A 26,780-nucleotide genomic window follows, 5' to 3' on the forward strand; every position below is an offset into this window, starting at 1 on the left:
AATGTTAGGTTCGTAAATGTAATCATGTATTATTAATGCATTAAGTAAAACGATTCTGAATATTAAATAATAATTACCTCCTTATTACGTTAATCATTAATTATACTTAACAATAGATTCACAGATACGATCTGTACAAACATCTGGTTTGTTAACTACTGTTATAATCTTTCACTAATTGCGAAATATTAAAGTCTGTTGATAGTAACTCAATTTAATAACAGATTATCTGACTTAATCTTAACAAGACAAACAACCACTCCATCCAGACAATTACAGAACTATATTCTGTAATTTAAATAAAATTAAGAATATAAAGCCAATTATTAGTTTATTATTAAGTCATTTACAGCATATCAGCGCGCGTCATTCCAACAAAATCTTCCTCTGCAGACTCTTCAAAACTTACTGCAGTGGGAGTACATTGTTCCAGGCTGACTTCCACGGCAGGGAGTGGCGACAACAGGAAAAAGGTCAAGATTCATGTCCCCCATTGAAAAATCCAGCAAACTAGAAAATGTCTGTTACGACATTCGTGGCCCGGTTCTGAAAGAAGCTAAGCGTCTGGAAGAAGAAGGCAATAAAGTTCTGAAACTTAATATCGGTAACCCGGCCCCTTTTGGTTTTGAGGCGCCTGATGAAATCCTGGTTGATGTAATCCGTAATCTGCCAACTGCGCAAGGTTATTGTGATTCAAAAGGGCTGTATTCCGCCCGTAAAGCGATCATGCAACATTACCAGGCACGCGGTATGCGCGATGTTACCGTTGAAGATATCTATATTGGGAACGGTGTATCAGAACTTATTGTTCAGGCGATGCAGGCATTGCTGAACAGTGGGGATGAAATGCTGGTGCCGGCACCTGATTACCCCTTGTGGACTGCAGCTGTTGCGTTATCCAGCGGAAAAGCGGTGCACTACCTTTGTGATGAGTCATCAGACTGGTTCCCGGATCTTGATGATATCCGTGCCAAAATCACTCCCCGCACGCGCGGTATTGTGATTATCAACCCCAATAACCCAACCGGTGCGGTCTACTCGAAAGAGTTGCTGATGGAAATTGTTGAGATTGCACGCCAGCATAATCTGATAATTTTTGCCGACGAGATTTACGACAAAATTCTTTACGACGACGCCGAACATCATTCTATTGCACCACTGGCACCCGATTTGTTAACCATCACCTTCAATGGCCTGTCAAAAACCTACCGGGTGGCAGGCTTCCGCCAGGGCTGGATGGTTCTTAATGGTCCGAAAAAGCACGCAAAAGGCTATATTGAAGGTCTGGAAATGCTGGCATCCATGCGTTTGTGCGCTAACGTGCCTGCGCAACATGCCATACAAACCGCGCTTGGTGGTTATCAAAGTATTAGCGAATTTATTACCCCGGGTGGGCGTTTATATGAACAACGTAATCGGGCATGGGAATTGATTAATGATATTCCTGGCGTCTCATGCGTGAAACCACGCGGTGCGTTATATATGTTCCCCAAAATTGATGCCAAACGCTTCAATATTCACGATGACCAGAAAATGGTGCTCGATTTCCTGTTACAGGAAAAAGTGTTGCTGGTACAGGGTACGGCATTTAACTGGCCGTGGCCGGACCACTTCCGTATCGTTACGCTGCCACGAATCGATGATATTGAGATGTCATTGAATAAATTTGCCCGCTTCCTGTCAGGTTATCATCAGTTGTAAACTCCAAAAATGCTGCCGGAATTTGCATCCGGCGGCATTCTCTGCGCACAATAATCTTCAGGTCTTTATAACCAAAAAGGTTACTATGAAGCAGAGCCATTTTTTTGCCTATCTTTCCCGCCTGAAACTAATAAATCGCTGGCCCTTGATGCGTAATGTTCGGACTGAAAATGTTTCTGAACACAGCTTACAGGTTGCAATGGTAGCTCATGCACTGGCAGCAATTAAGAATCGAAAATTTGGCGGACAGACCAATCCTGAACATATCGCATTACTGGCGATGTACCACGACACCTCGGAAGTTTTAACCGGAGATCTCCCTACCCCGGTTAAATATTTCAATTCCCAAATTGCTCAGGAATATAAAGCTATCGAGAAAATTGCCCAGCAGAAGCTGGTTGATATGATACCTGAAGAGTTGCAGGATATTTTCGCCCCTTTTATTGACGAAAGTCGTTGGAGTGATGAAGAAAAAGCGATTGTGAAACAAGCTGATGCACTCTGCGCCTATCTTAAATGCCTTGAAGAGTTATCAGCAGGAAATAACGAATTTTTGCTGGCAAAAACTCGACTTGAAAAGACATTACAAGAACGTCGAAGCGCAGAGATGGACTATTTTATGGCGGTGTTTGTGCCCAGTTTTCATCTTTCTCTCGACGAAATCAGCCAGGACTCTCCGTTGTAATGCCTTGCCGGGTAAAGCCTGCGCTTACCCGGCAGAACGTCAAAATGGGAACATCACAGGAATAATCACCAGACAGACCGCCATAACGATAATAGTGAAAGGTACACCTATCTTCACAAAATCGCTGAAGCGATAATTGCCCGGACCAAGTACAAGTGTGTTTACTGGTGAAGATACCGGTGTCATGAAGGCCGCTGATGCAGCCATCGCGACGACCATCGCGAAAGGATAAGGTGAAACTCCCATAGTTTTCGCTGCGGCCAACGCGATAGGAGCCATTAATACCGCCGTTGCTGTGTTAGAGATGAACAAACCAATCACTGCGCATAAAACGAATAAGCAGCCCAGCATAATATAAGGCCCTTTGCCCCCCCCGACTTCCATCAACCCTTTAACGACCAGATCAACACCGCCCGTTTTTTGCAGTGCCAAAGCAAAGGGCATCATACCGACAATCAAAATTATGCTTGGCCAGTGAATCGCTTTATATGCGCTTTCCGCATCAATACAGCGAAATTTTCCCATCAGCAGGCAGGCAATGATCGCGGCAATAGGATTAGGAATTTCATCGGTAAGCATAAGAGCAATCATAAGGACCAGACAGAAAATTGCATGGGGAGCCTGACTGTGAGCCGGAGACGCTTCGCTGACTTCGGCTGGCATATTCAGGACTACAAAATCACGCCCCTGTTTCGCCAGCATACCGATGAGTTTCCAGTTTCCCACCACCAGAATAATATCGCCCAGCCGTAGTGGTTCATCTGTCAGCGAACCTTCCAGAGCGACCCCGTCTCGTTTTAAGCCCACGACATTCAGTCCATAGCGCGTACGAAAACCTATTTCACGTACCGATTTGCCAATCAGCTCCGATTCAGGAATCAATGATATTTCCGCCATTCCCACATCCAGGGCTTGATCAGAAAAGTATTCTCCCCGCAGAACCATCGGTTCAAGCAATTGTTCGCTACAAAATTGTCGGAGATCGACGTCTGCTGCAGACATATCGATTAACAAAACATCACGTGCCCGAAACTCAGAAACCCCGTTAACGTTCACGATTACGCGGCGAAAACGTCGCCAGCGTTCAACACCGATGACGTTCGCACCGTAGCGTTCACGCAATTTCAGATCATCGAGTCGTTGACCAACCAGCGGAGATCCCGGGCGGATAGCGAGGCGCCGGGCTCGCCCGGTGAGCCGGTATTCTTTGATAAGGTCGCGAAATGTCCGTCTTTTCCAGCCCTCACCTTGCTGTGCGGGATTGTCGCCTTTAAGCATAAAGCGCATTACCAGCATATAAAGAATGCCAAAAACCAATACAACCAGACCGATTGGCGTTACGCTAAAAAAGCTAAAACCGTGGAACCCCTCACGCAGCAGTTCACTGTTTACGACCAGGTTAGGTGGTGTCGCCACCAGCGTCATCATGCCACTAATCAGACCTGCAAAACTCAAAGGCATCATCAGACGTGACGGTGAGGTTTGCATTCGCATTGAGACACTTAATACAACAGGAATAAAAATTGCCACCACGCCAGTAGAGCTCATGAATGCCCCCAGCCCGGCAACGGTTAACATCAGTAAAACCAGCATCTTAATTTCACTGCTGCCAGCCACCTTTACCAGCCAGGCCCCCATTACCGTTGCTACACCAGTACGCACCAGACCATCGCCGATGATAAATAAGGCAGCAATTAACACGACATTGGGATCACTAAAACCTGAAAAGGCTTCTGAAATGGTGAGCGTGCCACTGAGCACAAACGCAACAATGACGAACAAAGCAACGGCATCCATACGCACTTTGCCCGTCGCAAACATAATGACGGCAATTACTAATAATGACAGAACCCAGATTAATTCACCGTTCACAATACATCCTTGTTAAATGATGAGAATTACTAGATTCTGCCATAAAACAAAACCACCAAAACGGAGCTAAATCATACTCAGGTGTTTCACTGAATAATAACTTCTCCATTCGGCTGCTTTGTTACGGTGATTTGCTGCAAACTGGTCAGCACAAAATCAACCTCACTCAAACGCGGCGTGTCTGCTGGCGTATTCACAGCAATGACATGGCAACCTGCAGCCAACCCGGAAAGTACACCCGCAGGGGCATCCTCCACGACAACACACTCTTTTGGTTCAAGGCCGAGCAGTTGCGCCCCCAAGAGATAAGCATCCGGTTCTGGTTTCCCTCTTTTTACCCGTTCAGCGGTAACAAATACTTCAGGGAATGGCAGCCCGGCAACCTGATGGCGAGCACGTGCAACCGGCATTGAGCCAGAAGTAACGATAGCCCATGGAATGCCTGATTTATTAAGATGAGTGAGGAGTTCAATCGCCCCTGGTAGTGCGGTGATACCTTCAGTTTGCGTCGCCTCGATCTGCTCCAGGCGGGTAAATTCAGCCAGTATCTCTTCCTCCGGTCTTCCTGGCATAAAATGGCGCAGGGAAGTGATCGCCTGTTTGCCATGAATGAAACTCAACAACTCATGGTGATCAATCCCAAAACGATCGGCCCAGTTACACCACGCACGCTCTACTGCCGGTAAGGAATCAACCAGCGTACCATCAAGGTCAAACAGAAAGCCTTTACACCGCACATCAGCCTCCTCAGGCGTTGATAATTTGATTAATTTCGTTAGCGCTCAAGTGGTATTGACGCGGGCAAGAATGCCAAACTTTTAACATTCGCTGGTACTTCTCCCACATTGGTGTTTGAGCGTTAAAACCATGAGTACCGGCGTCAAAGTGGGTATAACGCCCTTCAATATTCACCATAAAACGGACATAGCCAAGGTAACGAGCTTCTGTGGCAGCATCAAAGCCGAGGAAAGTTACACGGCGCTCATCAATATTAGTTTGTGCATCTTTCAGGTTGGTCCAGGAGACATGCAAAGCATGATACATCTCCATAATGTCGATAATGGTGCGGCAGGTTTCTTCCGTTAACTCTCCAAATTCGCGGTCAAGCTCACGCATTTGCAGGCCATAACCACGCTCGATAATTGTCTGTAGACGACGGTAACGCTCGGCATTTGCTGGATCCAGCATAGTCATCATTTTGTACTGGTTAGATAAAATGAGACGTTGTGCGTTAGTCATTTCCATTTGGGACTCCTGTATCACTTTACAACTGTGAAAAAAAAGAAGGCATCAGTGCCTTCTTTTATATGCGTAATCTGGGGGGAATTACAAATCATCAAGGAAAGTTTTATCCAGTTGTTTGAAGGCGCGCTTAAGCGTGTCAGCTAACGCCTGGTAATCTGGTTTGCCTTCTACCGGAGCCAGAACTTGCCCGGCATCCTGTAATTTACCCCGAACTTCGTAAAACCAGTTAAGAATAGAAGGTGGCAGGGGCGTAACTGAACGCTTTCCCAGCCACCATAACCCTTGCATCGGCAGGCTAAGGGCAAACAGAGCTGTCGCTACCGCTGGGCCTAACTGCCCACCAAGGGCAATTTGCCAGCATAAGGTGAACACCGCGATGGGCGGCATAAAGCGAATCGCATAACGAGTCATCCTGATTACACGATTTTCGACAAAGACCGGAGCGAGGCGTTTTTCCATTGGCCACGTCTTAGAATAATGCTGTCCCCGGCGAAAAAGACTAAAAAAATTAACAGAACGATCATCCGGTGTTGACATGGCTTACCTCAACTTCACATATAAAAATTCAAATAATTGTGCAAAACAACAACTGTGAGGGACAACGTTCAAAACATTTTGTCATCTGTACCCACTATCATGTATTCTGTGCCAGCCTGAAACAGGCCTATAGACTAATACCATTGAGTCGTCAAATTTTCTTATAGTATGCCACTGCCTGAAAAATACGCAAAATGGCATAGACTCAAAGGGTTTTATTGCATCATGCCAAAAATTTTCTGAGTGCATGATGTTAATCATAAATGTCATTGTTATCCTGCGCTACGCTGTATGACTCCTGACGTTTTTTTAGCCACGTATCAATTATAGGTACTTCCATGTCGAGTAAGTTAGTACTGGTTCTGAACTGCGGTAGTTCTTCACTGAAATTTGCCATCATCGATGCAGTAAATGGTGAAGAGTACCTTTCTGGTTTAGCCGAATGTTTCCATCTTCCTGAAGCCCGTATCAAATGGAAAATGGACGGCAATAAACAAGAAGCGGCTTTAGGTGCAGGCGCCGCTCACAGTGAAGCGCTTAACTTTATCGTTAACACTATTCTGGCACAAAAACCAGAACTGTCTGCGCAGCTGACTGCTATCGGTCACCGTATCGTTCACGGTGGTGAAAAATACACCAGCTCCGTCGTTATCGATGACTCTGTTATCCAGGGTATCAAAGATGCAGCCTCTTTTGCACCGCTGCATAACCCTGCACACCTGATCGGTATCGAAGAAGCTCTGAAATCTTTCCCGCAACTGAAAGACAAGAACGTAGCGGTATTCGATACTGCGTTCCATCAGACAATGCCGGAAGAATCTTACCTCTACGCCCTGCCGTACAATCTGTATAAAGAGCATGGTATTCGTCGCTACGGCGCACACGGCACCAGCCACTTCTATGTTACTCAGGAAGCGGCAAAAATGCTGAACAAACCGGTAGAAGAACTGAACATCATTACCTGCCACCTGGGTAACGGCGGTTCTGTTTCTGCTATCCGTAACGGCAAATGTGTTGACACCTCTATGGGTCTGACTCCGCTGGAAGGCCTGGTAATGGGTACTCGCTCTGGCGATATCGATCCGGCGATCATCTTCCATCTGCACGACACTCTGGGCATGAGCGTAGACGCCATCAACAAAATGCTGACCAAAGAGTCTGGTCTGCTGGGTCTGACCGAAGTGACCAGCGACTGCCGTTATGTTGAAGATAACTACGCGACTAAAGAAGACGCGAAACGCGCAATGGACGTATACTGCCACCGCCTGGCGAAATACATCGGTGCTTACACAGCACTGATGGATGGTCGCCTGGATGCTGTTGTATTCACTGGTGGTATCGGTGAAAACGCAGCGATGGTTCGCGAACTGTCTCTGGGTAAACTGGGTGTGCTGGGCTTTGAAGTAGATCACGAGCGTAATCTGGCTGCACGTTTTGGCAAATCTGGTTTCATTAACAAAGAAGGTACCCGTCCTGCGGTGGTTATCCCAACCAACGAAGAACTGGTTATCGCGCAAGACGCGAGCCGTCTGACTGCCTGATTTCACACCGCCAGCCCTGCTGGCGGTGCTGTTTTGTAACCCGCCCACCTTCGGCGGTAACGAAAGAGGATAAATCGTGTCCCGTATTATTATGCTGATCCCTACCGGAACAAGCGTCGGTCTGACCAGCGTCAGCCTTGGCGTTGTCCGCGCTATGGAACGTAAAGGCGTTCGCCTGAGCGTCTTTAAGCCTATCGCTCAACCGCGTTCCGGTAGCGATGCTCCTGACCAGACCACAGCTATCGTCCGCGCAAACTCCACGCTGGCAACGGCTGAACCTCTGAAAATGAGCCACGTTGAGTCTCTGCTTTCCAGCAATCAAAAAGATGTGCTGATGGAAGAGATCATCGCCAACTATCATGCCAACACCAAAGATGCTGAAGTCGTTCTGGTTGAAGGTCTGGTTCCAACACGTAAACATCAGTTTGCTCAGTCTCTGAACTATGAAATTGCGAAAACGCTGAACGCGGAAATCGTCTTTGTCATGTCTCAGGGTTCTGACACGCCAGAACAACTGAAAGAGCGTATCGAACTGACGCGCAGCAGCTTCGGCGGTGCCAAAAATACCAATATCATCGGCGTTATCGTTAACAAATTGAACGCGCCCGTTGACGACCAGGGGCGCACTCGTCCGGATCTGTCTGAGATTTTCGACGACTCTTCTAAAGCGCATGTCACCAAGTTTGATCCAGCGAAACTGCTGGAATCCAGCCCGCTGCCAGTACTTGGCATCGTGCCGTGGAGCTTTGATCTGATCGCAACCCGTGCGATCGATATGGCGCGTCACCTGAACGCAACCATTATTAACGAAGGTGATATCAACACTCGCCGTGTTAAATCCGTTACGTTCTGTGCCCGTAGCATTCCGCATATGCTTGAGCACTTCCGTGCCGGTTCTCTGCTGGTAACTTCCGCAGACCGTCCTGACGTACTGGTTGCCGCTTGCCTGGCTGCGATGAATGGCGTAGAAATTGGTGCTCTGCTGCTGACTGGCGGCTACGAAATGGACGCACGTATTTCTAAACTGTGCGAGCGTGCGTTTGCTACTGGCCTGCCGGTATTTATGGTGAACACCAACACCTGGCAGACTTCTTTAAGCCTGCAGAGCTTCAATCTGGAAGTTCCGGTTGACGATCACGAGCGTATCGAGAAAGTTCAGGAATACGTTGCTAACTACATCAACGCTGACTGGATCGAATCTCTGACGGCTACTTCCGAGCGCAGCCGTCGTCTGTCTCCGCCAGCATTCCGCTATCAGCTGACCGAACTGGCACGCAAAGCCGGTAAGCGCATTGTTCTGCCAGAAGGTGACGAACCACGTACAGTGAAAGCAGCGGCTATTTGCGCGGAACGTGGTATCGCAACTTGTGTGCTTCTGGGTAACCCGGAAGAAATCAACCGTGTTGCGGCATCTCAGGGCGTAGAACTGGGTGCTGGCATTGAAATCGTCGATCCAGAAGTTGTTCGCGAAAGCTATGTTGGCCGCCTGGTTGAACTGCGTAAGAGCAAAGGTATGACCGAAACCGTTGCCCGCGAACAGCTGGAAGACAACGTGGTTCTCGGCACTCTGATGCTGGAGCAGGATGAAGTTGACGGTCTGGTTTCCGGTGCTGTTCACACCACCGCAAACACCATCCGTCCGCCGCTGCAGCTGATCAAAACTGCACCGGGTAGCTCTTTAGTATCTTCTGTGTTCTTCATGCTGCTGCCGGAACAGGTTTACGTTTACGGTGACTGCGCGATCAACCCGGACCCGACCGCTGAGCAGCTGGCAGAAATCGCGATTCAGTCTGCTGATTCTGCTACTGCTTTTGGTATCGAACCGCGTGTAGCCATGCTCTCCTACTCCACCGGGACTTCTGGTGCAGGCAGCGATGTAGAGAAAGTTCGCGAAGCAACTCGTCTGGCGCAGGAAAAACGTCCTGACCTGATGATCGACGGCCCGCTGCAGTACGATGCTGCAGTAATGGCTGACGTTGCGAAATCTAAAGCACCGAACTCTCCGGTTGCAGGTCGCGCTACCGTGTTCATCTTCCCGGATCTGAACACCGGTAACACCACCTACAAAGCGGTACAGCGTTCTGCTGACCTGATCTCCATCGGGCCGATGCTGCAGGGTATGCGCAAGCCGGTTAACGACTTGTCTCGAGGCGCACTGGTTGACGATATCGTCTACACTATCGCTCTGACCGCGATCCAGTCTGCACAACAGCAGAAGTAATCTTTTCTGTTTAGCGTAAAAGACTAAAAGCAAAATCCGGAAATAGTGATTATTTCCGGATTTTTTATTTTAGAATCAGTTACAACAACTCTCTCGCAGCCGCCACAATATCATGTGCCGTTAAACCATATTCCCTTTGTAAAAAGTCCTGAGTTCCCACCTGGCCATACCGCTCTTTAACCCCCACCCGACGCATGGGGACAGGACAAGTTTCTACAAGTACTTCAGCAACTGCTGAACCTAATCCATTGTGAATACTATGGTTTTCACATGTCACGATCCGCCCTGTTTTTTCGGCATAATTTTTAATTAACATCCGATCGATAGGTTTGAGAGTAAACATATCAATGACCGCTGCACTTACCCCAGCCTGCTCAAGTTGACGAGCTGCCTCAAGCGCTTCTGCCACCATAATGCCATTAGCAATCAAGGTGATATCCGTTCCTTCACGTAATACCTGTCCTTTACCAATCGTAAAGGTCGTACCTGGTGCGTAAATACTCGCTGCTTGCTTACGGATGGTACGAACCCAATAAAACCCTTCCAACTCAACGAGTTGACGCAAAATATCGCTAAACATTACGGCATCGGTCATCTCCATTACCACCGAATGTGCCAGCCCGCGCACAATCCCCATATCTTCAAATGACATATGTGTTCCGCCATTGTGGCAAGCAGTAACACCCGCATCAGAAGCGATAACTTTTACGTTAGCACGCTGGTAATCAAGCGACATAAAGAGCTGATCAAAACAGCGACGACTGGCAAATGCGGTAAAGGTATGTACGAATGGCTTGCGCCCGGTTAAGGCCAGCCCCGCAGCTGTGCCGATAACATTGGCTTCCATAATGCCGCAATTAATAACGCGCTGTGGATAATCCCGCGCTACGCTGTCCATTGCCATGGAACTCATTAAATCAGCCTCAAGAGCAATGACAGAATTACCGTTTTCACTCTGTTGCGCGATAAATCCTGCATAAATTTTGCGCATTTCGATGCTGTCTTTTTGTCCTGCCGGTGCGAGATTAATCATGCATGGCCTCCAGTTGGCAAATTGTTTCGTTTAGCGTCTCCTTCATCTCTTCCGTGAGGCGTAAATGATGGGAATTACTGAGTTGCTCAAGACACGGTACACCCTGCCCTTTAATGCTATCGAGAATGACCACTCTCGGTCTGGCCTCAGCTGGCGGGACAGGTTTAACTACATTCAACAAGCCCTCAATATCATCGCCCTTCACTGTCACGACATCAAAACCGAAAGCGCGGAATTTACTTTCTAAATCAAACGGATTAATGATTTCGTCCAGTTGACCATCAAGCTGCTGTTTGTTCCAGTCCACAAAAACAGTGAGATTATTCAACCGATGATGCGCGATAAACTGGAAGGCTTCCCAACACTGACCTTCATTAAGTTCTCCATCGCCAACAATACAAAATACCCGATTCTTGCGCCCCGCCAGTTTATGCGACAGCGCCATCCCCCCGGCAATGGATATCCCCTGCCCCAGCGATCCTGTAGTGGCATCAACACCACGCGTCTTTAGCCGATCCGGATGACTTGGTAAGCGAGTGCCGTTCTGATTTAAGGTGCTTAATTCTTCCAGTGGAAAATAACCTTTCAACGCCAGAGTACTGTAGAGCGCAGGTCCGGCATGTCCTTTTGACAAGACAAAATAGTCACGCTCAGGCCAGTCGGGATCAGCAGGATCAATTTTCATTACCGCGCCATAAAGCACCGCTAGCGTTTCCACAACCGACATGCTGCCACCATAATGACCGAAGCCAAGATGGGTTAATGATTTCAGCGTCTGGATACGTATATCCCGTGCAAATTGCGTCACTTCCTTAACATTCATGATTTGGCTCCGCTCTTCTCCTGCGCTTTGGCAGCGAGTTTGTTATTGGCGAAAATGTTCCAGGCAACCAGCAGTACAAATACTGCGACTACAAGTCCGGTGATGGCAAAAGGTGAGAGATAACGTGCCAGGTTTCCGAGAACGATACCGACAGCACCAAAATCTGCATCGGAAAAGGTCGTATTAGCAAAGCCTATCGCCCCCAAAACTGGCAATAACAGCACTGGCAGGAAGGTAATCAATAAGCCATTCGCAAAAGCACCAATCATTGCGCCGCGACGTCCACCCGTAGCGTTACCAAATACCCCCGCAGTCGCCCCGGTGAAGAAGTGAGGAACGACACCAGGAAGGATCAGCACCAGCTTCATCTGCCCCAACAAAAATAGCCCCACCAAACCGCCAAGAAAGCTAAACAAGAAACCAATTAGCACTGCGTTTGGCGCATATGGATACACAACCGGGCAATCGAGGGCTGGACGGGCATTCGGCACCAGCTTTTCTGAGAACCCGGTAAATGCCGGAACTATTTCAGCAAGGATTAAACGCACACCTTGCAGAATGATAAATACGCCAGCAGCGAAGGTGATGGCCATAATGATGGCGTAGACAAGGTAGTTTTGACCGCCACTGAACTGGCTTTCAACGTACTCACGACCCGCACTGATTGCCATGATCAGATAAATCACCATCATCGTAAGAGAAATAGAGATGGAACTATCGCGCAGGAAGCTCAGATTTTTGGGCAAATTCATCTCTTCGGTGGAACGGGAACCTTTACCGCATACGCTGCCAATCCAGCCAGAGAGCACATATCCCAGAGTACCAAAGTGACCAAAAGCGATTTCATCATTCCCGGTAATACGCCTCATATAGCGTTGTGCTAATGCCGGGAAAAACGCCATCACCAGTCCAAGAATAAGAGAACCGGTAAATACCAGTGATACGCCTTCAAAACCAGCCACTGTCAGAATTACACCAATCATGCAAGCCATGTAAAATGTGTGATGACCGGTCAGGAAGATGTATTTCAGGCGGGTAAAGCGGGCAACAATAATATTCGCCACCATACCAAACGCCATAATAAGTGCCGTCGATGCGCCATATTTCTCCAGCGCAATAGAAACAATAGCCTCATTATTCGGAATGATGCCTTGAATATTAAAGGCATGCTCAAACATACTCCCCAGCGGATTTAACGAACCCACCAGAACAGTGGCACCACCGCCCAGTACAATAAAGCCAAGGATAGTTTTAATTGTGCCTTTAACAACATCTGAAAAGGCTTTTTTCTGGGCAACCAGGCCAATTAAGGCAATCAAGCCGACCAGTACCGAGGGCACTTTGAGTATATCAACAACAAAATTCAGCGTTTCAAGGATAAACATATCCACCTCGCTTCAATTAAGGTTATTGTTTTGCGAACCAGTTACGCAATTGCGTTTCGAGTTCATTAATATCAATGATGTTGTTGATAACCACCAACTGACTTTCCGGTACGCTGGCACTGGCGGCAATATCTTTTGCCATCACAAATAAATCAGCAGCACCAGGCGTTGCTGATGAAAGATCGGAATGCTCCACTTCCGCTTCTATCTCCATTTTTTTCAGGACTTTTTTAATATTCATTTCGACCATAAAACTACTACCTAGCCCTGAGCCACAAATAGCCATAATTTTCATTGTATTCACCATTTTAAGTTGTAGAAGTTCTCATCACGCAACGGCGTAATGTTGTGAAAAGACTGAATTTATAATGTAATTAGAATCGTGAAATTATCGTGTTTATTTCCTCCAGGTTGCGAGCCTGATGTAATTCCTGTAAATCTTTTTCACTGGAAAATAACTCAGCCAGTGCCGAGATCATTTCGATATGACTGTGTTTGTCTGGTGCGGCAAGTAAAATGATGACATCTACAGGATCAAATTCCTCTGCATTAAAACTGACACCTTCTTCAAGTTTTAATAATGATAACCCTAATCCTTTTGCTCCTTCTTCTGGTCGGGCATGCGGCATGGCCAGCCCAGGAGCCAGGACATAATAAGGCCCCAGTTTTTCATGTTGTGTTTTTATCGCACTGAGATAATCCGCCGTAATTATCTCTGCCTCCAGTAACGGTCCGGCACAAATATCTAATGCCTGCTGCCAGGTTGCGACATTCTTTCGTAATGCGATTGTTGAATCAGAAAGCCAGGTATTAAGCACTTGTCCTCCTCATTTTTCATTTCTATGACCAGAATGTATGCAAGCAACGGCGGTATATCTGCGATCAACGTCACAAAGATAGCGCTATCAAAATGTATCATTCAGATTTGTGATAGCGCTATCAAAATACTTACCCTTTTAGAAATCAAAACTTCTGGCTGAAATTAAGAGGTATACTGCTAGCAACAGGGAGCGGAAGATGACAACTAAAAAAGTATCTCCATTTGTTGTAATTGAGCAGGATTTTGTATGGCAATAACCCGAAAACGTCGTAGTACAGGAAAGGTCACCATCGCCGATGTTGCGCAACTGGCTGGTGTCGGAACCATGACCGTATCCAGGGCGTTACGTACGCCTGAGCAAGTTTCCGATAAGCTGCGGGAGAAAATTGAAGCCGCTGTGCATGAGCTGGGCTATATGCCCAATCTCACCGCAAGTGCACTGGCATCGGCTTCTTCACATACTATTGCGATGGTCGTTCCAAATCTGGCTGAAGCGGGATGTTCAGAAATGTTTGCCGGACTCCAGCAAGCGCTGCAGCCTGCGGGATACCAGATCATGTTGGCAGAATCTCGTCACCGGTTAGATCAAGAAGAGAAACTACTGGAAACACTTCTCGCATCCAATATTGCAGCCGCTATTTTGCTTAGTGTCGAACATAGTGACACTGTGCGTAACTGGCTCAAAAATGCCTCAATTCCGGTGATGGAGATTGGCGCGATTCGTGCCGATCCCATTGATATGAATATTGGGATTGATAACGTAGCAGCTATGTTCGAGCTGACCGATATGCTGGTGCAGCGTGGTTATCAGAATATTGGCCTGTTGTGTGCTAATCAGGAACAATGGATTTTCCAACAACATTTACAAGGATGGTATAAAGCCATGCTGCGCCATCATATGTCTCCTGATCGCGTCATCAATGCTGCTTTGCCTCCTGTGTTTTCAACTGGCGCATCACAACTCCCTGAATTTTTACTTGCATGGCCAGAACTCGATGCTCTGGTATGCGTGTCTGATGAGCTGGCTTGCGGTGTTCTTTATGAGTGTCAAAGAAGGCGTATCAAAGTACCAGATGAACTCGCCGTGGTCGGATTTGGTGACAGTGATGTGAGTCGGGTATGCCAACCACCATTAACCACTATGGCCGTTCCACATCGCAAAATTGGTTTCGAAGCAGGAAGAGCACTTCTGGAAAGGATTAAAGACGGCAACTGGAGCGATCGTCAATTGATCGCTCCCAGTTTATGTTTGCGAGAAAGCTGCTGACTTATTTTTCAGCTTCTTCCTGCTTTTCCTGAATTGCCACATCACTTCTGGCGTTGCGGGTCATCCACAGCGCCAGCGCTTTCAGCGAATCAGGCGTAAATTCATCGCACCGGGCAGTAATTTCTTCCGGTGTCAGCCAGCAAACTTCACTGACTTCATCTTCCTGTAGTGCAAATGGCCCGTGAGAGACGCAGCTAAAAAGTGCCCCCCAGACGCGACAGTTTTTATCTTCAAAATAGAACTGTCCATGTTCAGCAAAGGGAACGCCTGCAATGCCCAACTCCTCTTCAGCTTCACGGCGGGCTGATTCCAGTAATTGTTCATCGGCCTGCACCACACCACCAGCGGTGGCATCCAGCATTCCAGGTAAAAAGTCTTTTGTCTCGGTACGACGCTGAACCAGAATTTTGCCCATTCCATCATGCACGACGATATAGGTCGCACGGTGGCGCAGGCATTGTGCTCGCATCTGCTCCCGGCTGGCTTGTGCAATGACTTCGTTATCTTCATTGACAATATCCACCCATTCCGTACTTGCCAAATGACGCTGTTCCATTATCAGGAAACCTTCTGTTGCTTGCGCTCTTACGGCGCGTTTAGTTGTGTGGGGTAAATTACGGATTAATCGCGACCTGCGCAATATGACTTTGTTCATCCAGGGCGATTACCTGAAAAACATTGTCATCCAACACGCCATAACTGGCCGGAAAGCCCCCTTTAGGAATGCTTACCGAACCGGGGTTGAAATGGAAAATATCTCCACGTTTTTCAGCTACCGGGACGTGGGTATGACCGTAGACCAGAACATCGCCATGATGGAGTGACGGAAGATTTTCTGGTCCGAAGAGATGTCCATGAGTCAGGAAAAGTCGCTTATCTTCCAGCAAAACCTGCTGCCAGGGAGCTGTCAGCGGAAAACGAAGCAGCATCTGATCCACTTCACTGTCACAATTACCGCGTACAGCAATAATTTTATCCGCCACCTCATTGAGTCGTTCCGCCACTTTTGCTGGTGCATAACCTTCTGGCAATGCATTCCGTGGACCATGATTTAGCACATCACCAAGAATTACCAGCCAGTGAGCGCCACTTCGCGCAAAAATATCCAGTACCCGCTCCGTCGCCGGTAACGACCCATGAATGTCCGATGCAAACATCAGTTTCATCACTCACTCCTCGTCGAAAAAACGTTAGCTATGATACTGGATTCTTTGTCTTCTATCAGCCTGTACTCTTTGCAGAAAGCACACAAAAACGCTGTACCGACGCCCGTTGCCACTGGAATGCGGCATAATCCGCCAGTCGTTCAGGCACATCATCACCATGAAGCGCCAGACGATTAATCATTAGCGCCAAATCAGTATCAGCAATACACCACTCGCCAAACAGATTAGGCATTCCATGAGCCAGTAAATTATCAGCAATCGCAAACAGTTTCCCGGCACTCGACCTACCGGCCTCACTGAGTGGCGCTTTTTTTGTTCCGGCAAAAATAACATCGGTTGAGCGCTCTTCCCGTAGAGGCATCAGATCACTGCGTAACCAGGCCTGAATCTGCCTTGCCCGTGCTCTTTTTTGTAGATCTAACGGATAAATTCGCTCCCAGGTTGGCGGAGCAAAACAGTCTTCAAGGTACTCAGCAATCGCTGAAGATTCACTGAGTTCAAAATCTTCGATTTGCAGCAGCGGCACGCGCTGTGTCAGAGCATAGCCTTGCCATGTGGGGCGCAAATGCTCACCATCCGCAAGATCGACCGTTTTTAACGTACATACCAGTCCCTTTTCCTGGATGGCAACAAATGCGGATAGCACATAAGGGGAGAAAAAATGGGCATCTGACCAAAGCGTGATTGCGGGTTTACTCATTATGTCCTCAGCGTTCAATGGGCTTGCTATCAAACTATAGAGCCTTTTCACCACTGTCACGTGACGAAATCTCACGCAGCACGTAAGCCTTTCTATACTTGATGAGGTCAGATATTTATACGAAACAGGAGCTGCAATGATCGACCTCTATTACGCCCCTACCCCCAACGGACAAAAGATCACGCTGTTTCTTGAAGAAGCTGGTCTGGACTACCACTTAATCAAGGTCGATATCAGTAAGGGCTATCAATTCCGCCCTGAGTTTTTGCGGATTTCACCGAATAATAAAATTCCGGCAATAGTTGATCATGTTCCGGCAGACGGCGGCGAACCGTTAAGCCTCTTTGAGTCCGGGGCCATATTGTTGTATCTGGCGGAGAAAACGGGACTCTTTTTGAGTAATGAAACGCGTGAACGTGCCACTACATTACAGTGGCTTTTCTGGCAGGTAGGCGGGCTGGGGCCGATGCTTGGGCAAAATCATCATTTTAATCACGCTGCACCACAAACCATTCCTTACGCTATTGAACGTTATCAAGTTGAAACTCAGCGTCTGTATCACGTGCTGAACAAGCGGCTGGAAAACTCGCCCTGGCTGGGCGGAGAAAATTACAGCATTGCGGATATTGCCTGCTGGCCGTGGGTTAATGCCTGGACTCGCCAGCGCATTGACCTCGCAATGTATCCTGCAGTTAAGAACTGGCATGAGCGGATCCGTTCGCGCCCTGCCACCGGGCAGGCACTGCTAAAAGCACAACTCAGTGATGAGCGTTCGGATAGTTAACAGAAACAGGTTCTCGTGTATTATTTAATCCTAAGTAAAACAACGGAGAACCTGCAATGGCACAACCTGCCGCTATTATTCGTATAAAGAACCTTCGTTTACGTACGTTTATCGGAATTAAGGAAGAAGAAATTAACAACCGTCAGGATATAGTTATCAACGTGACGATCCACTACCCCGCCGATAAAGCGCGCACCAGCGAAGATATCAACGATGCGCTGAATTATCGCACCGTAACGAAAAACATTATTCAGCACGTAGAGAATAACCGTTTCTCTTTGCTGGAGAAATTAACTCAGGATGTGCTCGATATCGCACGTGAACATCACTGGGTGACGTATGCTGAAGTAGAGATCGATAAACTGCACGCGCTGCGCTACGCTGATTCGGTATCCATGACCTTAAGCTGGCAGCGTTAACCGCCATATCGGGAGGCTGCATGAACATAGTGATCACCGGAGGGACGGGATTAATTGGTCGCCATTTGATTCCGCGTTTGCTGGAGCTGGGCCATCAAATCACGGTAGTGACGCGTAACCCGCAGAAAGCCAGTTCCGTTCTCGGCCCCCGGGTGACACTATGGCAAGGGCTTGCCGATCAAAGCAACCTCAACGGCGTTGATGCGGTAATCAACCTGGCTGGAGAACCGATTGCTGATAAACGCTGGACTCACGAGCAAAAAGATCGTCTCTGCCAAAGCCGCTGGAATATCACGCAAAAACTGGTCGATGTAATTAATGCCAGCGACACGCCGCCGTCGGTACTCATTTCCGGTTCGGCAACGGGCTATTATGGCGACTTAGGTGAAGTGGTGGTTACCGAAGAGGAACCGCCGCATAACGAATTTACCCATAAACTCTGCGCTCGTTGGGAAGAAATTGCCTGTCGGGCGCAAAGCGACAAAACGCGTGTGTGCCTGCTGCGTACCGGCGTGGTGCTTGCACCGGACGGCGGGATCCTCGGTAAAATGCTGCCGCCGTTTCGTCTTGGCCTGGGCGGGCCGATTGGCTCCGGTCGGCAGTATCTGGCCTGGATTCATATCGATGATATGGTCAACGGTATTCTCTGGCTGCTGGATAACGAACTGCGCGGGCCGTTTAATATGGTTTCGCCCTACCCGGTACGCAATGAACAATTTGCCCATGCGCTCGGTCATGCTCTGCATCGTCCGGCCATTTTGCGCGTCCCTGCGACCGCCATCCGGCTGTTAATGGGCGAATCTTCAGTACTGGTATTAGGTGGACAACGGGCTTTGCCCAAAAGGCTGGAAAAAGCGGGTTTTGCGTTTCGCTGGTACGATTTAGAAGAAGCGCTGGCGGATGTTGTTCACTGATGTGGTGTACTGCAAACATCCGCCAGTTAATTCCCGGTGTTACAGGATTAGTGGCTTTGCGCGATAAGGTCGTCTGGTGAAAGTCGGGTCAGCGTCAGGATGACTTCGTGGTCAAATCCTTTTTCCAGCATCTCCTGAGCAATACGCAGAGCTTCTTCGTGTTTGCCCTGCATTGCGCCTTCTTCACGTAATCTGTCAGCAATGGTCATCAGTTTTTCCTTTTCTTGTGGTGCTCGTTCCGCTATCTCACCAATAAATGCACGGAAACGCTGGGCATCCCCCGTTTGTAATACGTAATTAAACAGGGCTTTTAGCTGTCTGTCATTAGTGTTCCCTGTAACTAGCAGCGAAACAATTTGATCGACTAATCCCAACAGATCGCGCTGGCGAATATGTTTCTGAATTAACTCCAACAGCGCCATTTTGCGATGTTGCATAATCTCGTCATCCGGCACCACGGTAATATCCACCAGCGGAAAAGCCGATGAATATATTTTGCGGGCTATAGCAGGATCGGCAAATTCCTCAAGCCAGCAGAGTGAATAAGGATAAGGACTTCTGCAACCATGATAAAACAGCATTGGGATCACTAATGGAAGCTCTTTATAGCCTGCATCCAGATGGTTTTGCATCGCCGCGATGGAATAGCGCATCATGCGAAAAGCCATTAATTCCTCCGGCTTACTTTGGTGCTCTATCACCACATAAATATAACCCGCTCCCTCCTGCGTTTTCACAGACCACAAGAGGTCGGAATAATATTGCCGCAGGTCTTCATCAATAAAACTGTTTGGTTCCAGTTTGAGCGTCGTTAAATCACACAGTTTGCGCAGCGGCGCGGGAAGATGAATATCAATAAAATCCCGCGCGGTGTCTGGATGGCGTAAAAAAGATTTAAATACCGCATCATGCGGCGTGGAAGTTGTCGATATTGTCATGGCGTTCCGTCACCCCTCAAATTTAAGATGACGCGACAATAACCACGATTTACACCCAATGCAGCAGGCAGTTTTTATCTTTGGACAGCAAATTCAGAAGTATTTTTAGCGGACTGCAACTTTTACATTTCAGCGGAAGCGGACTCGCAAATTCCCCATGAAATACTCCGGCAGCGTTAGCCACCGGAGAGGAAATTATTTCAGCGATCCCTTAAGGAACTGTTGCAGACGAGGGCTTTGCGGGTTGCCAAATAACTGCTCCGGCGCGCCTTCTTCCTCTATTTTCCCCTGATGGAGAAAAATGACGTGAGTAGAAACATGGCGAGCAAAGCCCATTTCGTGAGTCACCACCACCATGGTTTTTCCCTCTTCTGCCAGTTGCTGCATAATACGCAACACTTCGCCTACCAGTTCAGGATCGAGCGCCGAGGTGGGTTCATCAAACAGCAGAACTTCCGGTTCCATTGCCAGCGCCCGCGCGATAGAAACACGCTGTTGCTGACCACCGGACAGATGCACCGGGTATTTCCCCTGCGCACGTTCGTCTATCCCGACTTTCGCCAGATACTTCACCGCCCGCTCGCGCGCTTCCTGCTTGCTCAGGCCTAACACCTGAATCGGCGCTTCCATGACGTTTTCCAGCACCGTCATGTGGCTCCAGAGATTGAAGTGCTGGAATACCATCGTCAGGCGTGTGCGCAGTAAGCGCAGCTGATTTTTATCGGCAACTTTGAGTTGACCGTCTTTATCGCGCACCAGATTGATCGTCTGGCCGTTAACGACGATCGATCCTTCACTCGGTTTTTCGAGAAAGTTAATGCAGCGGAGAAAGGTACTTTTCCCCGATCCCGACGAGCCGATGATACTTATGACATCTCCGGCATTCGCTTGCAGTGAGACCCCTTTCAGCACTTCGTGTTCGCCGTAGCGTTTGTGCAAATCGATAACGTTTAATTTATTCTCGGACATCGTATTCTCAGTGCGTTGAAGAAGGTTTCACATGCTGCAACCAGCGTTTTTCCGCTCTACGAAAGAGGCTGATCAGGACATAAGAGATGATTAAATAGAGCACCGCGGCAATGCCGAAGGCGGTAAAAGGTTGATACGTGGCGGCGTTAATATCGCGGGCTATTTTCAGCAGATCCGGCACAGTAGCCGTAAACGCCAGCGCAGTAGAGTGCAGCATCAGGATCACTTCGTTGCTGTATGCCGGTAACGCAATACGCAGCGCCGATGGCAAAATAATGCAGCGATACATTTTAAAGGTCGAAAAGCCATAGGCTCTGGCGGCTTCAATTTCCCCATGCGGTACTGAACGGATTGCCCCGGCAAAAATCTCGGTAGTGTAAGCGCAGGTGTTAAGCGTCAGCGCCAGCACGGTACAGTTTAGGCCACTGCGAAAAAAGGCGTTAAGGAACTCGGTTCCCTTAACAATCTCCAGCGTGTACATGCCAGAATAGAACACCAGCAATTGAACATACAGCGGTGTACCGCGAAAAATATAGGTAAATAACCAGATTGGAAACTGGATGTATTTATTGCTGGAGACGCGACCAATCGCCAGAAACAGCGCCAGAACTCCACCTATCACAACCGACAAAATCAACAACCAAAGGGTAATCGCCACACCGGTAAAGCGATAACCGTCGGTCCACAACAGCGGTTTCCAGTATTCATGTAAGATTTCGATCACAGGTCAGCCCTCTTCACACCCACGGAGTAGCGGCGCTCAAGGAACAGCAGCACACCATTGGAAACGGTGGTGAAAACCAGGTAAATCACGCCACAGACGATGGCGAAATAGAACGGTTCCCAGGTACTTTTGCCTGCCAGCTGCGTGGCTTTGACCACATCTTCCAGGCCGAGTAACGAAACCAGAGCGGTAGATTTGAGGATCACCTGCCAGTTGTTGCCGATGCCTGGCAGAGCGTAACGCATCATCGCCGGAAACATAATCCGCCGAAACACTTGCCCACGAGTAAAACCGAACGCCGTCGCCGCCTCTATATGCCCTTTCGGCACTGCCATAAACGCTCCACGGAACGTTTCGGTAAAATAAGCACCGTAGATAAAACCGAGAGTGATAATACCTGCGACCATCGGATCGATATCAATCTGCCCGACGCCCATCGCCTCCGTCACCGTGTTTAGCGCAATCTGCAAACCGTAGAAAATCAGCAGCATCAACACTAAATCCGGCACGCCACGAATCAGCGTGGTATACCCTTCAAAAATGAGCCCCGAAAACCGATTTTGCGAGAGCTTACCGCCAGCGCCAATTAAACCAATGATTACAGCGAGCACTACAGAGCTGATCGCCAGCTCCAGCGTGACGAGCGCACCCTGTAAAATAACACCTGAAAACCCATACAACATGCTGCCTGTCCTGTCGTGTGTGGTGAATTACCGCCTCTTGTCTCCCTCCGGTTAGCCGAAGGGAGCGGGCTTTCTTTCACCGATGGCGATTAACCACCATAAACATCAAAATCGAAGTACTTTTTCGCTAATTTCTCGTAAGTACCGTCAGCGCGCATTTCGGCAAAGGCTTTGTTCAGCGCCTCGCGCAATTCGTTATCTTCTTTACGCAGACCCATGCCGGTACCTACGCCAAACAGTTTTTCATCTTTAACAGACGGGCCACCGAATTTGTAATCTTTACCAACGGGTTGTTTGAGGAAACCTTCGCTGGCGGCGACCTCATCCTGGAATGCGGCATCAATACGTCCGGCAGTCAGGTCAGAATAAATGTTGTCCTGCCCCTGATAAGAGACGATTTCAATGCCTTTTGGTGCCCAGTGTTCGTTACCGAACGTCTCCTGGGTGGTGCCCTGCAATACGCCTACGCGCTTGCCTTTCAGCGACTCGACTGTCGGCTGAATGTCGGAATTTTTCGCCACTACCAGACGAGAGTCGGCAGCGTACAGTTTGTCGGTGAAGGCAATTTCCTGTTGACGTTTTTCCGTAATGGAAAGCGATGACATGATGGCGTCAATCTTCTTCGCTTTTAAGGACGGGATTAACGCATCCAGCGGGTTTTCGACAAACGTACATTGCGTATTGATGCGTTTGCATAATTCCTTTGCCAGATCGATATCAAAGCCAACCAATTCACCCTGTGAATTCTTTGATTCAAACGGTGCATAAGTCGGGTCAGTACCGATGCGAATATTTTGCGGAATAGCCGCAAAGGCCGCCGTAACGCTGGAGAATGCAAGAACCAGAGAAAGAGACAACACCAACTTTTTCATAACTGTCCTCAACTGACTGTCTTTTTATAGGGAATATATTCAGATTATCGCGTAGTTATCGTGCCATTAAACTGGTCAATATGGCAAAACTTTCTGCCCTGCAGACCGGATTATTTTGCATTAAACATGCTTAAGTATGCATTTAATTGCACCATCGTAGTGCAAAGAATCTGAATTGCACCAGTCTGGATTACTCAGCTGGTGCATTTTTCCCATGGCGTATTAATCGCCGTAGACATTAAAGTCGAAATACTTTTTCGCCATCTTGTCGTAGGTGCCGTCCTGACGCAGCTCGCCAAGCGCCTTATTAAACGCAGCCGTCAGTTCAGCATCATCTTTACGTAGCCCGACACCGGTGCCGTCACCGAAGTATTTTTTGTCTTTCACTGCAGGGCCTGCAAAAGCGAAATCTTTACCGGCAGGTTGCTTGAGGAAACCTTCGCTGGCAGCAACCTCATCTTGCAGAGCGGCATCCAGGCGTCCTGCAGCCAGATCGGAATAGACCAAATCCTGGTTAGCATAGGCCACCACATCGACACCCTTACTGCGCCAGTTATCATTGGCATACGCTTCCTGGGTTGATCCCTGCAGCACACCAACATGTTTACCTTTCAGTGAATCCAGCGTTGGCTGAATCGGTGAACCTTTGGCAGCAATCAGACGAGAGTCTGCGGCGTACAGCTTGTCGGAGAAGGCAATCTCCTGCTGACGTTTATCGGTAATGGAAAGCGACGAAATAATGGCGTCGATCTTTTTCGCTTTCAGTGAGGGGATCAGCGCGTCAAAGTCACTGGCAACCCAGGTACATTTCACCTGCATCCGTTTGCACATCTCGTTACCGAGATCGATATCAAAGCCAACAAAGTCACCTTTGGCATCTTTCGATGAGAACGGTGCATAGGTGGTATCCGTTCCGATACGTACCGTCTTCGGCAGCGCCGCGTAGCTGGAAGCTGCTGCGGAAATCCCGACTAACAAAGACAGAGCGAGAATCGACTTCTTCATACATAACCCTCAAGTGAAATGGCTTTTTTATGTTGTGTATTGTGTTGTGTGTTTGCAGGCTCGTTCATGCAGGTCTTATGCCATCTTGACGACAACAGTAACATTCAACGTTAAATATGTTAATAAGACGTTGCATTATTATCCTGAAGTTGAAGATAGCAGGTATGGCGGTTGGATCGCAGCGTTTAGATTGAATGGCAGGAACAAAATGTTGAGGATTTGATCGCGGTTGCAAAATTGCCCTGAAACAGGGCAACAGCAGAGTTATGCGCCCTGCCAGCGGGCAAAGAGATCTTCGGGTAGATTTATCGCAAACTGGTCAAGAACACGGTTAACCGTCTGATTTATCACATCATCAAGGGATTGTGGGCGATGATAAAATGCCGGAACGGGAGGCATAATTACCGCACCGATTTCCGCCGCCTGAGTCATTAAACGCAGGTGGCCTAAGTGCAGCGGTGTTTCACGTACGCAGAGCACCAGCGGGCGACGCTCTTTCAGCACCACGTCTGCTGCACGGGTCAGTAAGCCATCCGTATAGCTATGCACAATGCCGGACAGGGTTTTGATTGAACAGGGTAAAATCACCATCCCCAACGTCTGGAAAGAACCGGAAGAGATGCTGGCGGCAATATCGCGCGCATCGTGCGTGACATCGGCTAATGCCTGTACATCACGCAGGGAGAAATCCGTTTCAAGGGATAAGGTCTGGCGCGCCGCCTGGCTCATTACCAGATGCGTTTCGATATCTGTGACATCGCGCAGAACCTGTAATAAACGCACGCCATAAATCGCGCCGCTGGCACCGCTGATGCCCACAATGAGTCGTTTCATAAATAGTTGCCCTGTCAGACTTGCAGGCAGACTTTGCAGGATTTCGGCAGGAGTTGCAAGTCAGGGTGCCAGACCGGCACCCTGAGCGAAGGCATCATCCTTCGTTATGCATTTCGAGATTTTCCACTTCGTTCTGACGTTGCACGGCTTTGGCGTCGTCATTACGTAAAGTATCAAGGAAATCGAGGTAGCCCTGATCAACATCTTTGGTGACGTAAACGCCGTTGAACACCGAGCATTCAAACTGCTGGATATCCGGGTTTTCAGCGCGAACGGCTTCGATCAAATCGTTGAGGTCCTGGAAAATCAACCCGTCAGCACCGATGATCTGGCGAATTTCATCTACTTCGCGACCGTGAGCGATCAGTTCCGTGGCGCTCGGCATATCGATACCGTAAACGTTCGGGAAGCGAATTTCCGGTGCCGCAGAAGCGAGGTACACTTTCTTCGCTCCGGCTTCGCGTGCCATCTCGATAATCTGCTCAGAAGTGGTGCCACGGACGATGGAGTCGTCGACCAGCAGGACGTTTTTATCACGGAATTCAGCGCGGTTGGCGTTCAGTTTACGGCGCACGGACTTACGACGCAGCTGCTGACCCGGCATAATGAAGGTGCGGCCAACATAGCGGTTTTTCACAAAGCCCTGGCGGTACGGTTTGCCCAGAATACGAGCAATTTCCAGCGCGATATCACACGAGGTTTCCGGAATTGGGATCACCACGTCGATATCCAGATCTTCCCATTCACGAGCAATTTTCTCGCCCAGCTTGGTGCCCATATTCACACGCGCGCTGTAAACGGAAATTTTGTCGATGAACGAGTCTGGTCGGGCAAAGTAAACATACTCGAACAGGCACGGATTGCTGACCGGGTTGTCAGCGCACTGACGGGTAAACAACTGCCCTTCTTCAGTGATGTAAATCGCTTCACCCGGCGCGACGTCACGCAGGAAATCAAAGCCCAGCGTATCGAGCGCAACGCTTTCGGAAGCGACCATATATTCTGTGCGATTGTCGTCGATATCACGTTTCCCCAGTACCAGCGGACGAATACCGTTAGGATCGCGGAAAGCCACCATACCGTGGCCGATAATCATCGCCACACAGGCATACGCGCCGCGGATTAAGCGGTTTGTAGCGGCGATGGCGGCGAAGATGTTGTCGGCTTCCAGCGGGTAGTGGCGGAAGTTGTCCAGCTCGCTGGCGAAGATATTAAGCAGAATTTCCGAGTCGGAAGTGGTGTTGATGTGGCGGCGTTTTTCTTCAAACAGTTTTTTACGCAACTCGTGAGCGTTGGTCAGATTGCCGTTGTGGGCAAGAGTAATGCCATACGGGGAGTTAACGTAAAACGGCTGCGCTTCAGAGGCGCTGGAGCTACCAGCCGTGGGGTAACGCACATGACCAATGCCCATATTGCCCTGCAAACGCTGCATATGGCGAGCTTCAAATACATCGCTCACCAGCCCGTTCGCTTTACGCAAACGGAAGCAGTTATTGGCATCAATGGTGATGATGCCGGCGGCATCCTGACCGCGATGCTGAAGCACCGTTAAGGCATCATAAATCGACTGGTTAACCGGCATAACACCGGCGATACCGACAATACCGCACATACGTCTTTTTCCTCGTTAAGCCACATCTCA

Annotated in this window: 28 protein-coding genes; 8 read left to right on the top strand and 20 right to left on the bottom strand. The window is 48.6% G+C overall.

What is annotated here, in order from left to right:
* The first annotated feature begins 483 nt into the window (after window positions 1-483).
* The gene (gene alaA, locus K0335_RS16060; protein WP_000074537.1) at window positions 484-1,701 is read left to right on the top strand and encodes an alanine transaminase AlaA; all 1,218 of its coding nucleotides are present in this window, start codon (window positions 484-486) and stop codon (window positions 1,699-1,701) included.
* Between the two features lie 85 nt (window positions 1,702-1,786).
* Complete coding sequence (gene yfbR / locus K0335_RS16065; RefSeq protein WP_104919527.1) at window positions 1,787-2,386, top strand: 5'-deoxynucleotidase; 600 nt, start codon at window positions 1,787-1,789, stop codon at window positions 2,384-2,386.
* Window positions 2,387-2,425: 39 nt separating this feature from the next.
* Here the strand turns inward: yfbR and K0335_RS16070 are convergent, their stop codons facing one another.
* The 4 genes from K0335_RS16070 to yfbV all read right to left on the bottom strand — a co-directional run bounded on the left by K0335_RS16070 (window position 2,426) and on the right by yfbV (window position 6,040).
* Window positions 2,426-4,258: an SLC13 family permease gene (locus K0335_RS16070; RefSeq protein ID WP_001012915.1), complete on the bottom strand. Its 1,833-nt coding sequence runs from the start codon at window positions 4,256-4,258 to the stop codon at window positions 2,426-2,428.
* An 86-nt stretch (window positions 4,259-4,344) separates the two neighbouring features.
* Entirely contained in the window at window positions 4,345-4,995 is a 651-nt protein-coding gene (locus tag K0335_RS16075) for a sugar phosphatase (RefSeq protein ID WP_001203376.1), read from the bottom strand.
* A gap of 10 nt (window positions 4,996-5,005) precedes the next feature.
* On the bottom strand, window positions 5,006-5,503 hold the full coding sequence (locus K0335_RS16080) for a YfbU family protein (protein ID WP_000426130.1): 498 nt from the start codon (window positions 5,501-5,503) through the stop codon (window positions 5,006-5,008).
* Between the two features lie 81 nt (window positions 5,504-5,584).
* Window positions 5,585-6,040 (bottom strand): terminus macrodomain insulation protein YfbV, encoded by a 456-nt coding sequence (yfbV, locus tag K0335_RS16085; protein WP_000106470.1) that lies wholly within the window; start codon window positions 6,038-6,040, stop codon window positions 5,585-5,587.
* Window positions 6,041-6,378: 338 nt separating this feature from the next.
* On the opposite strand from yfbV, the gene ackA reads away from it, so the two are divergent.
* Both ackA and pta read left to right on the top strand, forming a co-directional pair.
* Window positions 6,379-7,581 carry an acetate kinase gene (ackA, locus tag K0335_RS16090; protein ID WP_000095699.1) on the top strand — a complete coding sequence of 401 codons (1,203 nt, stop codon included), beginning with the start codon at window positions 6,379-6,381 and terminating at the stop codon, window positions 7,579-7,581.
* A gap of 76 nt (window positions 7,582-7,657) precedes the next feature.
* Complete coding sequence (gene pta / locus K0335_RS16095; protein WP_000086741.1) at window positions 7,658-9,802, top strand: phosphate acetyltransferase; 2,145 nt, start codon at window positions 7,658-7,660, stop codon at window positions 9,800-9,802.
* A gap of 79 nt (window positions 9,803-9,881) precedes the next feature.
* Here the strand turns inward: pta and K0335_RS16100 are convergent, their stop codons facing one another.
* From K0335_RS16100 to K0335_RS16120, 5 genes are all read right to left on the bottom strand, one after another.
* Entirely contained in the window at window positions 9,882-10,835 is a 954-nt protein-coding gene (locus K0335_RS16100) for a transketolase family protein (RefSeq protein ID WP_000609006.1), read from the bottom strand.
* Window positions 10,828-11,658: a transketolase gene (locus K0335_RS16105; RefSeq protein WP_001101100.1), complete on the bottom strand. Its 831-nt coding sequence runs from the start codon at window positions 11,656-11,658 to the stop codon at window positions 10,828-10,830. Before K0335_RS16105 ends, K0335_RS16100 begins: the two co-directional genes overlap by 8 nt.
* Window positions 11,655-13,043, bottom strand: a complete 1,389-nt coding sequence (locus K0335_RS16110) for a PTS ascorbate transporter subunit IIC (RefSeq protein ID WP_000470237.1) — start codon at window positions 13,041-13,043, stop codon at window positions 11,655-11,657. Before K0335_RS16110 ends, K0335_RS16105 begins: the two co-directional genes overlap by 4 nt.
* Before the next feature lie 22 nt (window positions 13,044-13,065).
* On the bottom strand, window positions 13,066-13,338 hold the full coding sequence (locus tag K0335_RS16115; RefSeq protein WP_000699821.1) for a PTS sugar transporter subunit IIB: 273 nt from the start codon (window positions 13,336-13,338) through the stop codon (window positions 13,066-13,068).
* Window positions 13,339-13,417: 79 nt separating this feature from the next.
* Window positions 13,418-13,861, bottom strand: a complete 444-nt coding sequence (locus K0335_RS16120; RefSeq protein ID WP_104919529.1) for a PTS sugar transporter subunit IIA — start codon at window positions 13,859-13,861, stop codon at window positions 13,418-13,420.
* Between the two features lie 249 nt (window positions 13,862-14,110).
* On the opposite strand from K0335_RS16120, the gene K0335_RS16125 reads away from it, so the two are divergent.
* Window positions 14,111-15,130, top strand: a complete 1,020-nt coding sequence (locus K0335_RS16125; RefSeq protein ID WP_001018806.1) for a LacI family DNA-binding transcriptional regulator — start codon at window positions 14,111-14,113, stop codon at window positions 15,128-15,130.
* Between the two features lies 1 nt (window position 15,131).
* Here the strand turns inward: K0335_RS16125 and yfcD are convergent, their stop codons facing one another.
* From yfcD to yfcF, 3 genes are read right to left on the bottom strand one after another with little or no spacing between them, the layout of a single operon-like run.
* Window positions 15,132-15,686: an NUDIX hydrolase YfcD gene (gene yfcD, locus K0335_RS16130; RefSeq protein ID WP_000437865.1), complete on the bottom strand. Its 555-nt coding sequence runs from the start codon at window positions 15,684-15,686 to the stop codon at window positions 15,132-15,134.
* 58 nt (window positions 15,687-15,744) lie between these two features.
* Window positions 15,745-16,296 (bottom strand): phosphodiesterase, encoded by a 552-nt coding sequence (gene yfcE / locus K0335_RS16135; RefSeq protein WP_000772451.1) that lies wholly within the window; start codon window positions 16,294-16,296, stop codon window positions 15,745-15,747.
* Between the two features lie 55 nt (window positions 16,297-16,351).
* Complete coding sequence (yfcF, locus tag K0335_RS16140; protein WP_219393924.1) at window positions 16,352-16,996, bottom strand: glutathione transferase; 645 nt, start codon at window positions 16,994-16,996, stop codon at window positions 16,352-16,354.
* A gap of 136 nt (window positions 16,997-17,132) precedes the next feature.
* Here yfcF and yfcG point away from each other — a divergent pair, with 136 nt between their 5' ends.
* The 3 genes from yfcG to K0335_RS16155 are packed head-to-tail and all read left to right on the top strand — an operon-like array spanning window position 17,133 to window position 19,113.
* Window positions 17,133-17,780 (top strand): GSH-dependent disulfide bond oxidoreductase, encoded by a 648-nt coding sequence (yfcG, locus tag K0335_RS16145; protein WP_046077156.1) that lies wholly within the window; start codon window positions 17,133-17,135, stop codon window positions 17,778-17,780.
* A 56-nt stretch (window positions 17,781-17,836) separates the two neighbouring features.
* On the top strand, window positions 17,837-18,199 hold the full coding sequence (gene folX, locus K0335_RS16150) for a dihydroneopterin triphosphate 2'-epimerase (RefSeq protein ID WP_000068457.1): 363 nt from the start codon (window positions 17,837-17,839) through the stop codon (window positions 18,197-18,199).
* Window positions 18,200-18,219: 20 nt separating this feature from the next.
* Window positions 18,220-19,113, top strand: coding sequence for a TIGR01777 family oxidoreductase (locus tag K0335_RS16155; RefSeq protein WP_104918015.1), 894 nt, complete (start codon window positions 18,220-18,222; stop codon window positions 19,111-19,113).
* 47 nt (window positions 19,114-19,160) lie between these two features.
* Here K0335_RS16155 and rpnB read toward each other — a convergent pair whose 3' ends face one another.
* From rpnB to purF, 8 genes are all read right to left on the bottom strand, one after another.
* Entirely contained in the window at window positions 19,161-20,051 is an 891-nt protein-coding gene (rpnB, locus tag K0335_RS16160) for a recombination-promoting nuclease RpnB (protein ID WP_219393925.1), read from the bottom strand.
* 195 nt (window positions 20,052-20,246) lie between these two features.
* A complete protein-coding gene (gene hisP, locus K0335_RS16165) occupies window positions 20,247-21,020 on the bottom strand; it encodes a histidine ABC transporter ATP-binding protein HisP (RefSeq protein ID WP_001293612.1) in 774 nt (257 codons plus the stop codon).
* A 7-nt stretch (window positions 21,021-21,027) separates the two neighbouring features.
* Window positions 21,028-21,744, bottom strand: coding sequence for an ABC transporter permease (locus K0335_RS16170; protein ID WP_000569958.1), 717 nt, complete (start codon window positions 21,742-21,744; stop codon window positions 21,028-21,030).
* Window positions 21,741-22,427 (bottom strand): histidine ABC transporter permease HisQ, encoded by a 687-nt coding sequence (gene hisQ / locus K0335_RS16175; RefSeq protein ID WP_000965505.1) that lies wholly within the window; start codon window positions 22,425-22,427, stop codon window positions 21,741-21,743. Before hisQ ends, K0335_RS16170 begins: the two co-directional genes overlap by 4 nt.
* An 89-nt stretch (window positions 22,428-22,516) precedes the next feature.
* Entirely contained in the window at window positions 22,517-23,299 is a 783-nt protein-coding gene (gene hisJ, locus K0335_RS16180; RefSeq protein ID WP_000737632.1) for a histidine ABC transporter substrate-binding protein HisJ, read from the bottom strand.
* A gap of 222 nt (window positions 23,300-23,521) precedes the next feature.
* Window positions 23,522-24,304, bottom strand: a complete 783-nt coding sequence (gene argT / locus K0335_RS16185) for a lysine/arginine/ornithine ABC transporter substrate-binding protein ArgT (protein WP_219393926.1) — start codon at window positions 24,302-24,304, stop codon at window positions 23,522-23,524.
* A 264-nt stretch (window positions 24,305-24,568) separates the two neighbouring features.
* Window positions 24,569-25,138, bottom strand: coding sequence for a flavin prenyltransferase UbiX (gene ubiX / locus K0335_RS16190; RefSeq protein ID WP_000825697.1), 570 nt, complete (start codon window positions 25,136-25,138; stop codon window positions 24,569-24,571).
* Window positions 25,139-25,232: 94 nt separating this feature from the next.
* Complete coding sequence (gene purF / locus K0335_RS16195; protein WP_000334212.1) at window positions 25,233-26,750, bottom strand: amidophosphoribosyltransferase; 1,518 nt, start codon at window positions 26,748-26,750, stop codon at window positions 25,233-25,235.
* Window positions 26,751-26,780 lie beyond the last annotated feature (30 nt).

This window comes from Escherichia sp. GZ89 (assembly GCF_019366485.1).
In the GTDB taxonomy this organism is placed as follows: domain Bacteria; phylum Pseudomonadota; class Gammaproteobacteria; order Enterobacterales; family Enterobacteriaceae; genus Escherichia; species Escherichia fergusonii.

Bases quoted from the DNA above. Each gene is read 5' to 3' on its own strand.
- K0335_RS16105 (WP_001101100.1), bottom strand. From the start codon at position 11,658: ATGAATGTTAAGGAAGTGACGCAATTTGCACGGGATATACGTATCCAG.
- hisJ (WP_000737632.1), bottom strand. From the start codon at position 23,299: ATGAAAAAGTTGGTGTTGTCTCTTTCTCTGGTTCTTGCATTCTCCAGC.
- K0335_RS16080 (WP_000426130.1), bottom strand. From the start codon at position 5,503: ATGGAAATGACTAACGCACAACGTCTCATTTTATCTAACCAGTACAAA.
- K0335_RS16115 (WP_000699821.1), bottom strand. From the start codon at position 13,338: ATGAAAATTATGGCTATTTGTGGCTCAGGGCTAGGTAGTAGTTTTATG.
- yfcE (WP_000772451.1), bottom strand. From the start codon at position 16,296: ATGAAACTGATGTTTGCATCGGACATTCATGGGTCGTTACCGGCGACG.
- alaA (WP_000074537.1), top strand. From the start codon at position 484: ATGTCCCCCATTGAAAAATCCAGCAAACTAGAAAATGTCTGTTACGAC.
- purF (WP_000334212.1), bottom strand. From the start codon at position 26,750: ATGTGCGGTATTGTCGGTATCGCCGGTGTTATGCCGGTTAACCAGTCG.
- yfbR (WP_104919527.1), top strand. From the start codon at position 1,787: ATGAAGCAGAGCCATTTTTTTGCCTATCTTTCCCGCCTGAAACTAATA.
- yfcD (WP_000437865.1), bottom strand. From the start codon at position 15,686: ATGGAACAGCGTCATTTGGCAAGTACGGAATGGGTGGATATTGTCAAT.
- yfbV (WP_000106470.1), bottom strand. From the start codon at position 6,040: ATGTCAACACCGGATGATCGTTCTGTTAATTTTTTTAGTCTTTTTCGC.
- K0335_RS16110 (WP_000470237.1), bottom strand. From the start codon at position 13,043: ATGTTTATCCTTGAAACGCTGAATTTTGTTGTTGATATACTCAAAGTG.
- folX (WP_000068457.1), top strand. From the start codon at position 17,837: ATGGCACAACCTGCCGCTATTATTCGTATAAAGAACCTTCGTTTACGT.
- rpnB (WP_219393925.1), bottom strand. From the start codon at position 20,051: ATGACAATATCGACAACTTCCACGCCGCATGATGCGGTATTTAAATCT.
- hisP (WP_001293612.1), bottom strand. From the start codon at position 21,020: ATGTCCGAGAATAAATTAAACGTTATCGATTTGCACAAACGCTACGGC.
- K0335_RS16100 (WP_000609006.1), bottom strand. From the start codon at position 10,835: ATGATTAATCTCGCACCGGCAGGACAAAAAGACAGCATCGAAATGCGC.
- argT (WP_219393926.1), bottom strand. From the start codon at position 24,304: ATGAAGAAGTCGATTCTCGCTCTGTCTTTGTTAGTCGGGATTTCCGCA.
- ubiX (WP_000825697.1), bottom strand. From the start codon at position 25,138: ATGAAACGACTCATTGTGGGCATCAGCGGTGCCAGCGGCGCGATTTAT.
- K0335_RS16125 (WP_001018806.1), top strand. From the start codon at position 14,111: ATGGCAATAACCCGAAAACGTCGTAGTACAGGAAAGGTCACCATCGCC.
- hisQ (WP_000965505.1), bottom strand. From the start codon at position 22,427: ATGTTGTATGGGTTTTCAGGTGTTATTTTACAGGGTGCGCTCGTCACG.
- ackA (WP_000095699.1), top strand. From the start codon at position 6,379: ATGTCGAGTAAGTTAGTACTGGTTCTGAACTGCGGTAGTTCTTCACTG.
- yfcG (WP_046077156.1), top strand. From the start codon at position 17,133: ATGATCGACCTCTATTACGCCCCTACCCCCAACGGACAAAAGATCACG.
- yfcF (WP_219393924.1), bottom strand. From the start codon at position 16,996: ATGAGTAAACCCGCAATCACGCTTTGGTCAGATGCCCATTTTTTCTCC.
- K0335_RS16155 (WP_104918015.1), top strand. From the start codon at position 18,220: ATGAACATAGTGATCACCGGAGGGACGGGATTAATTGGTCGCCATTTG.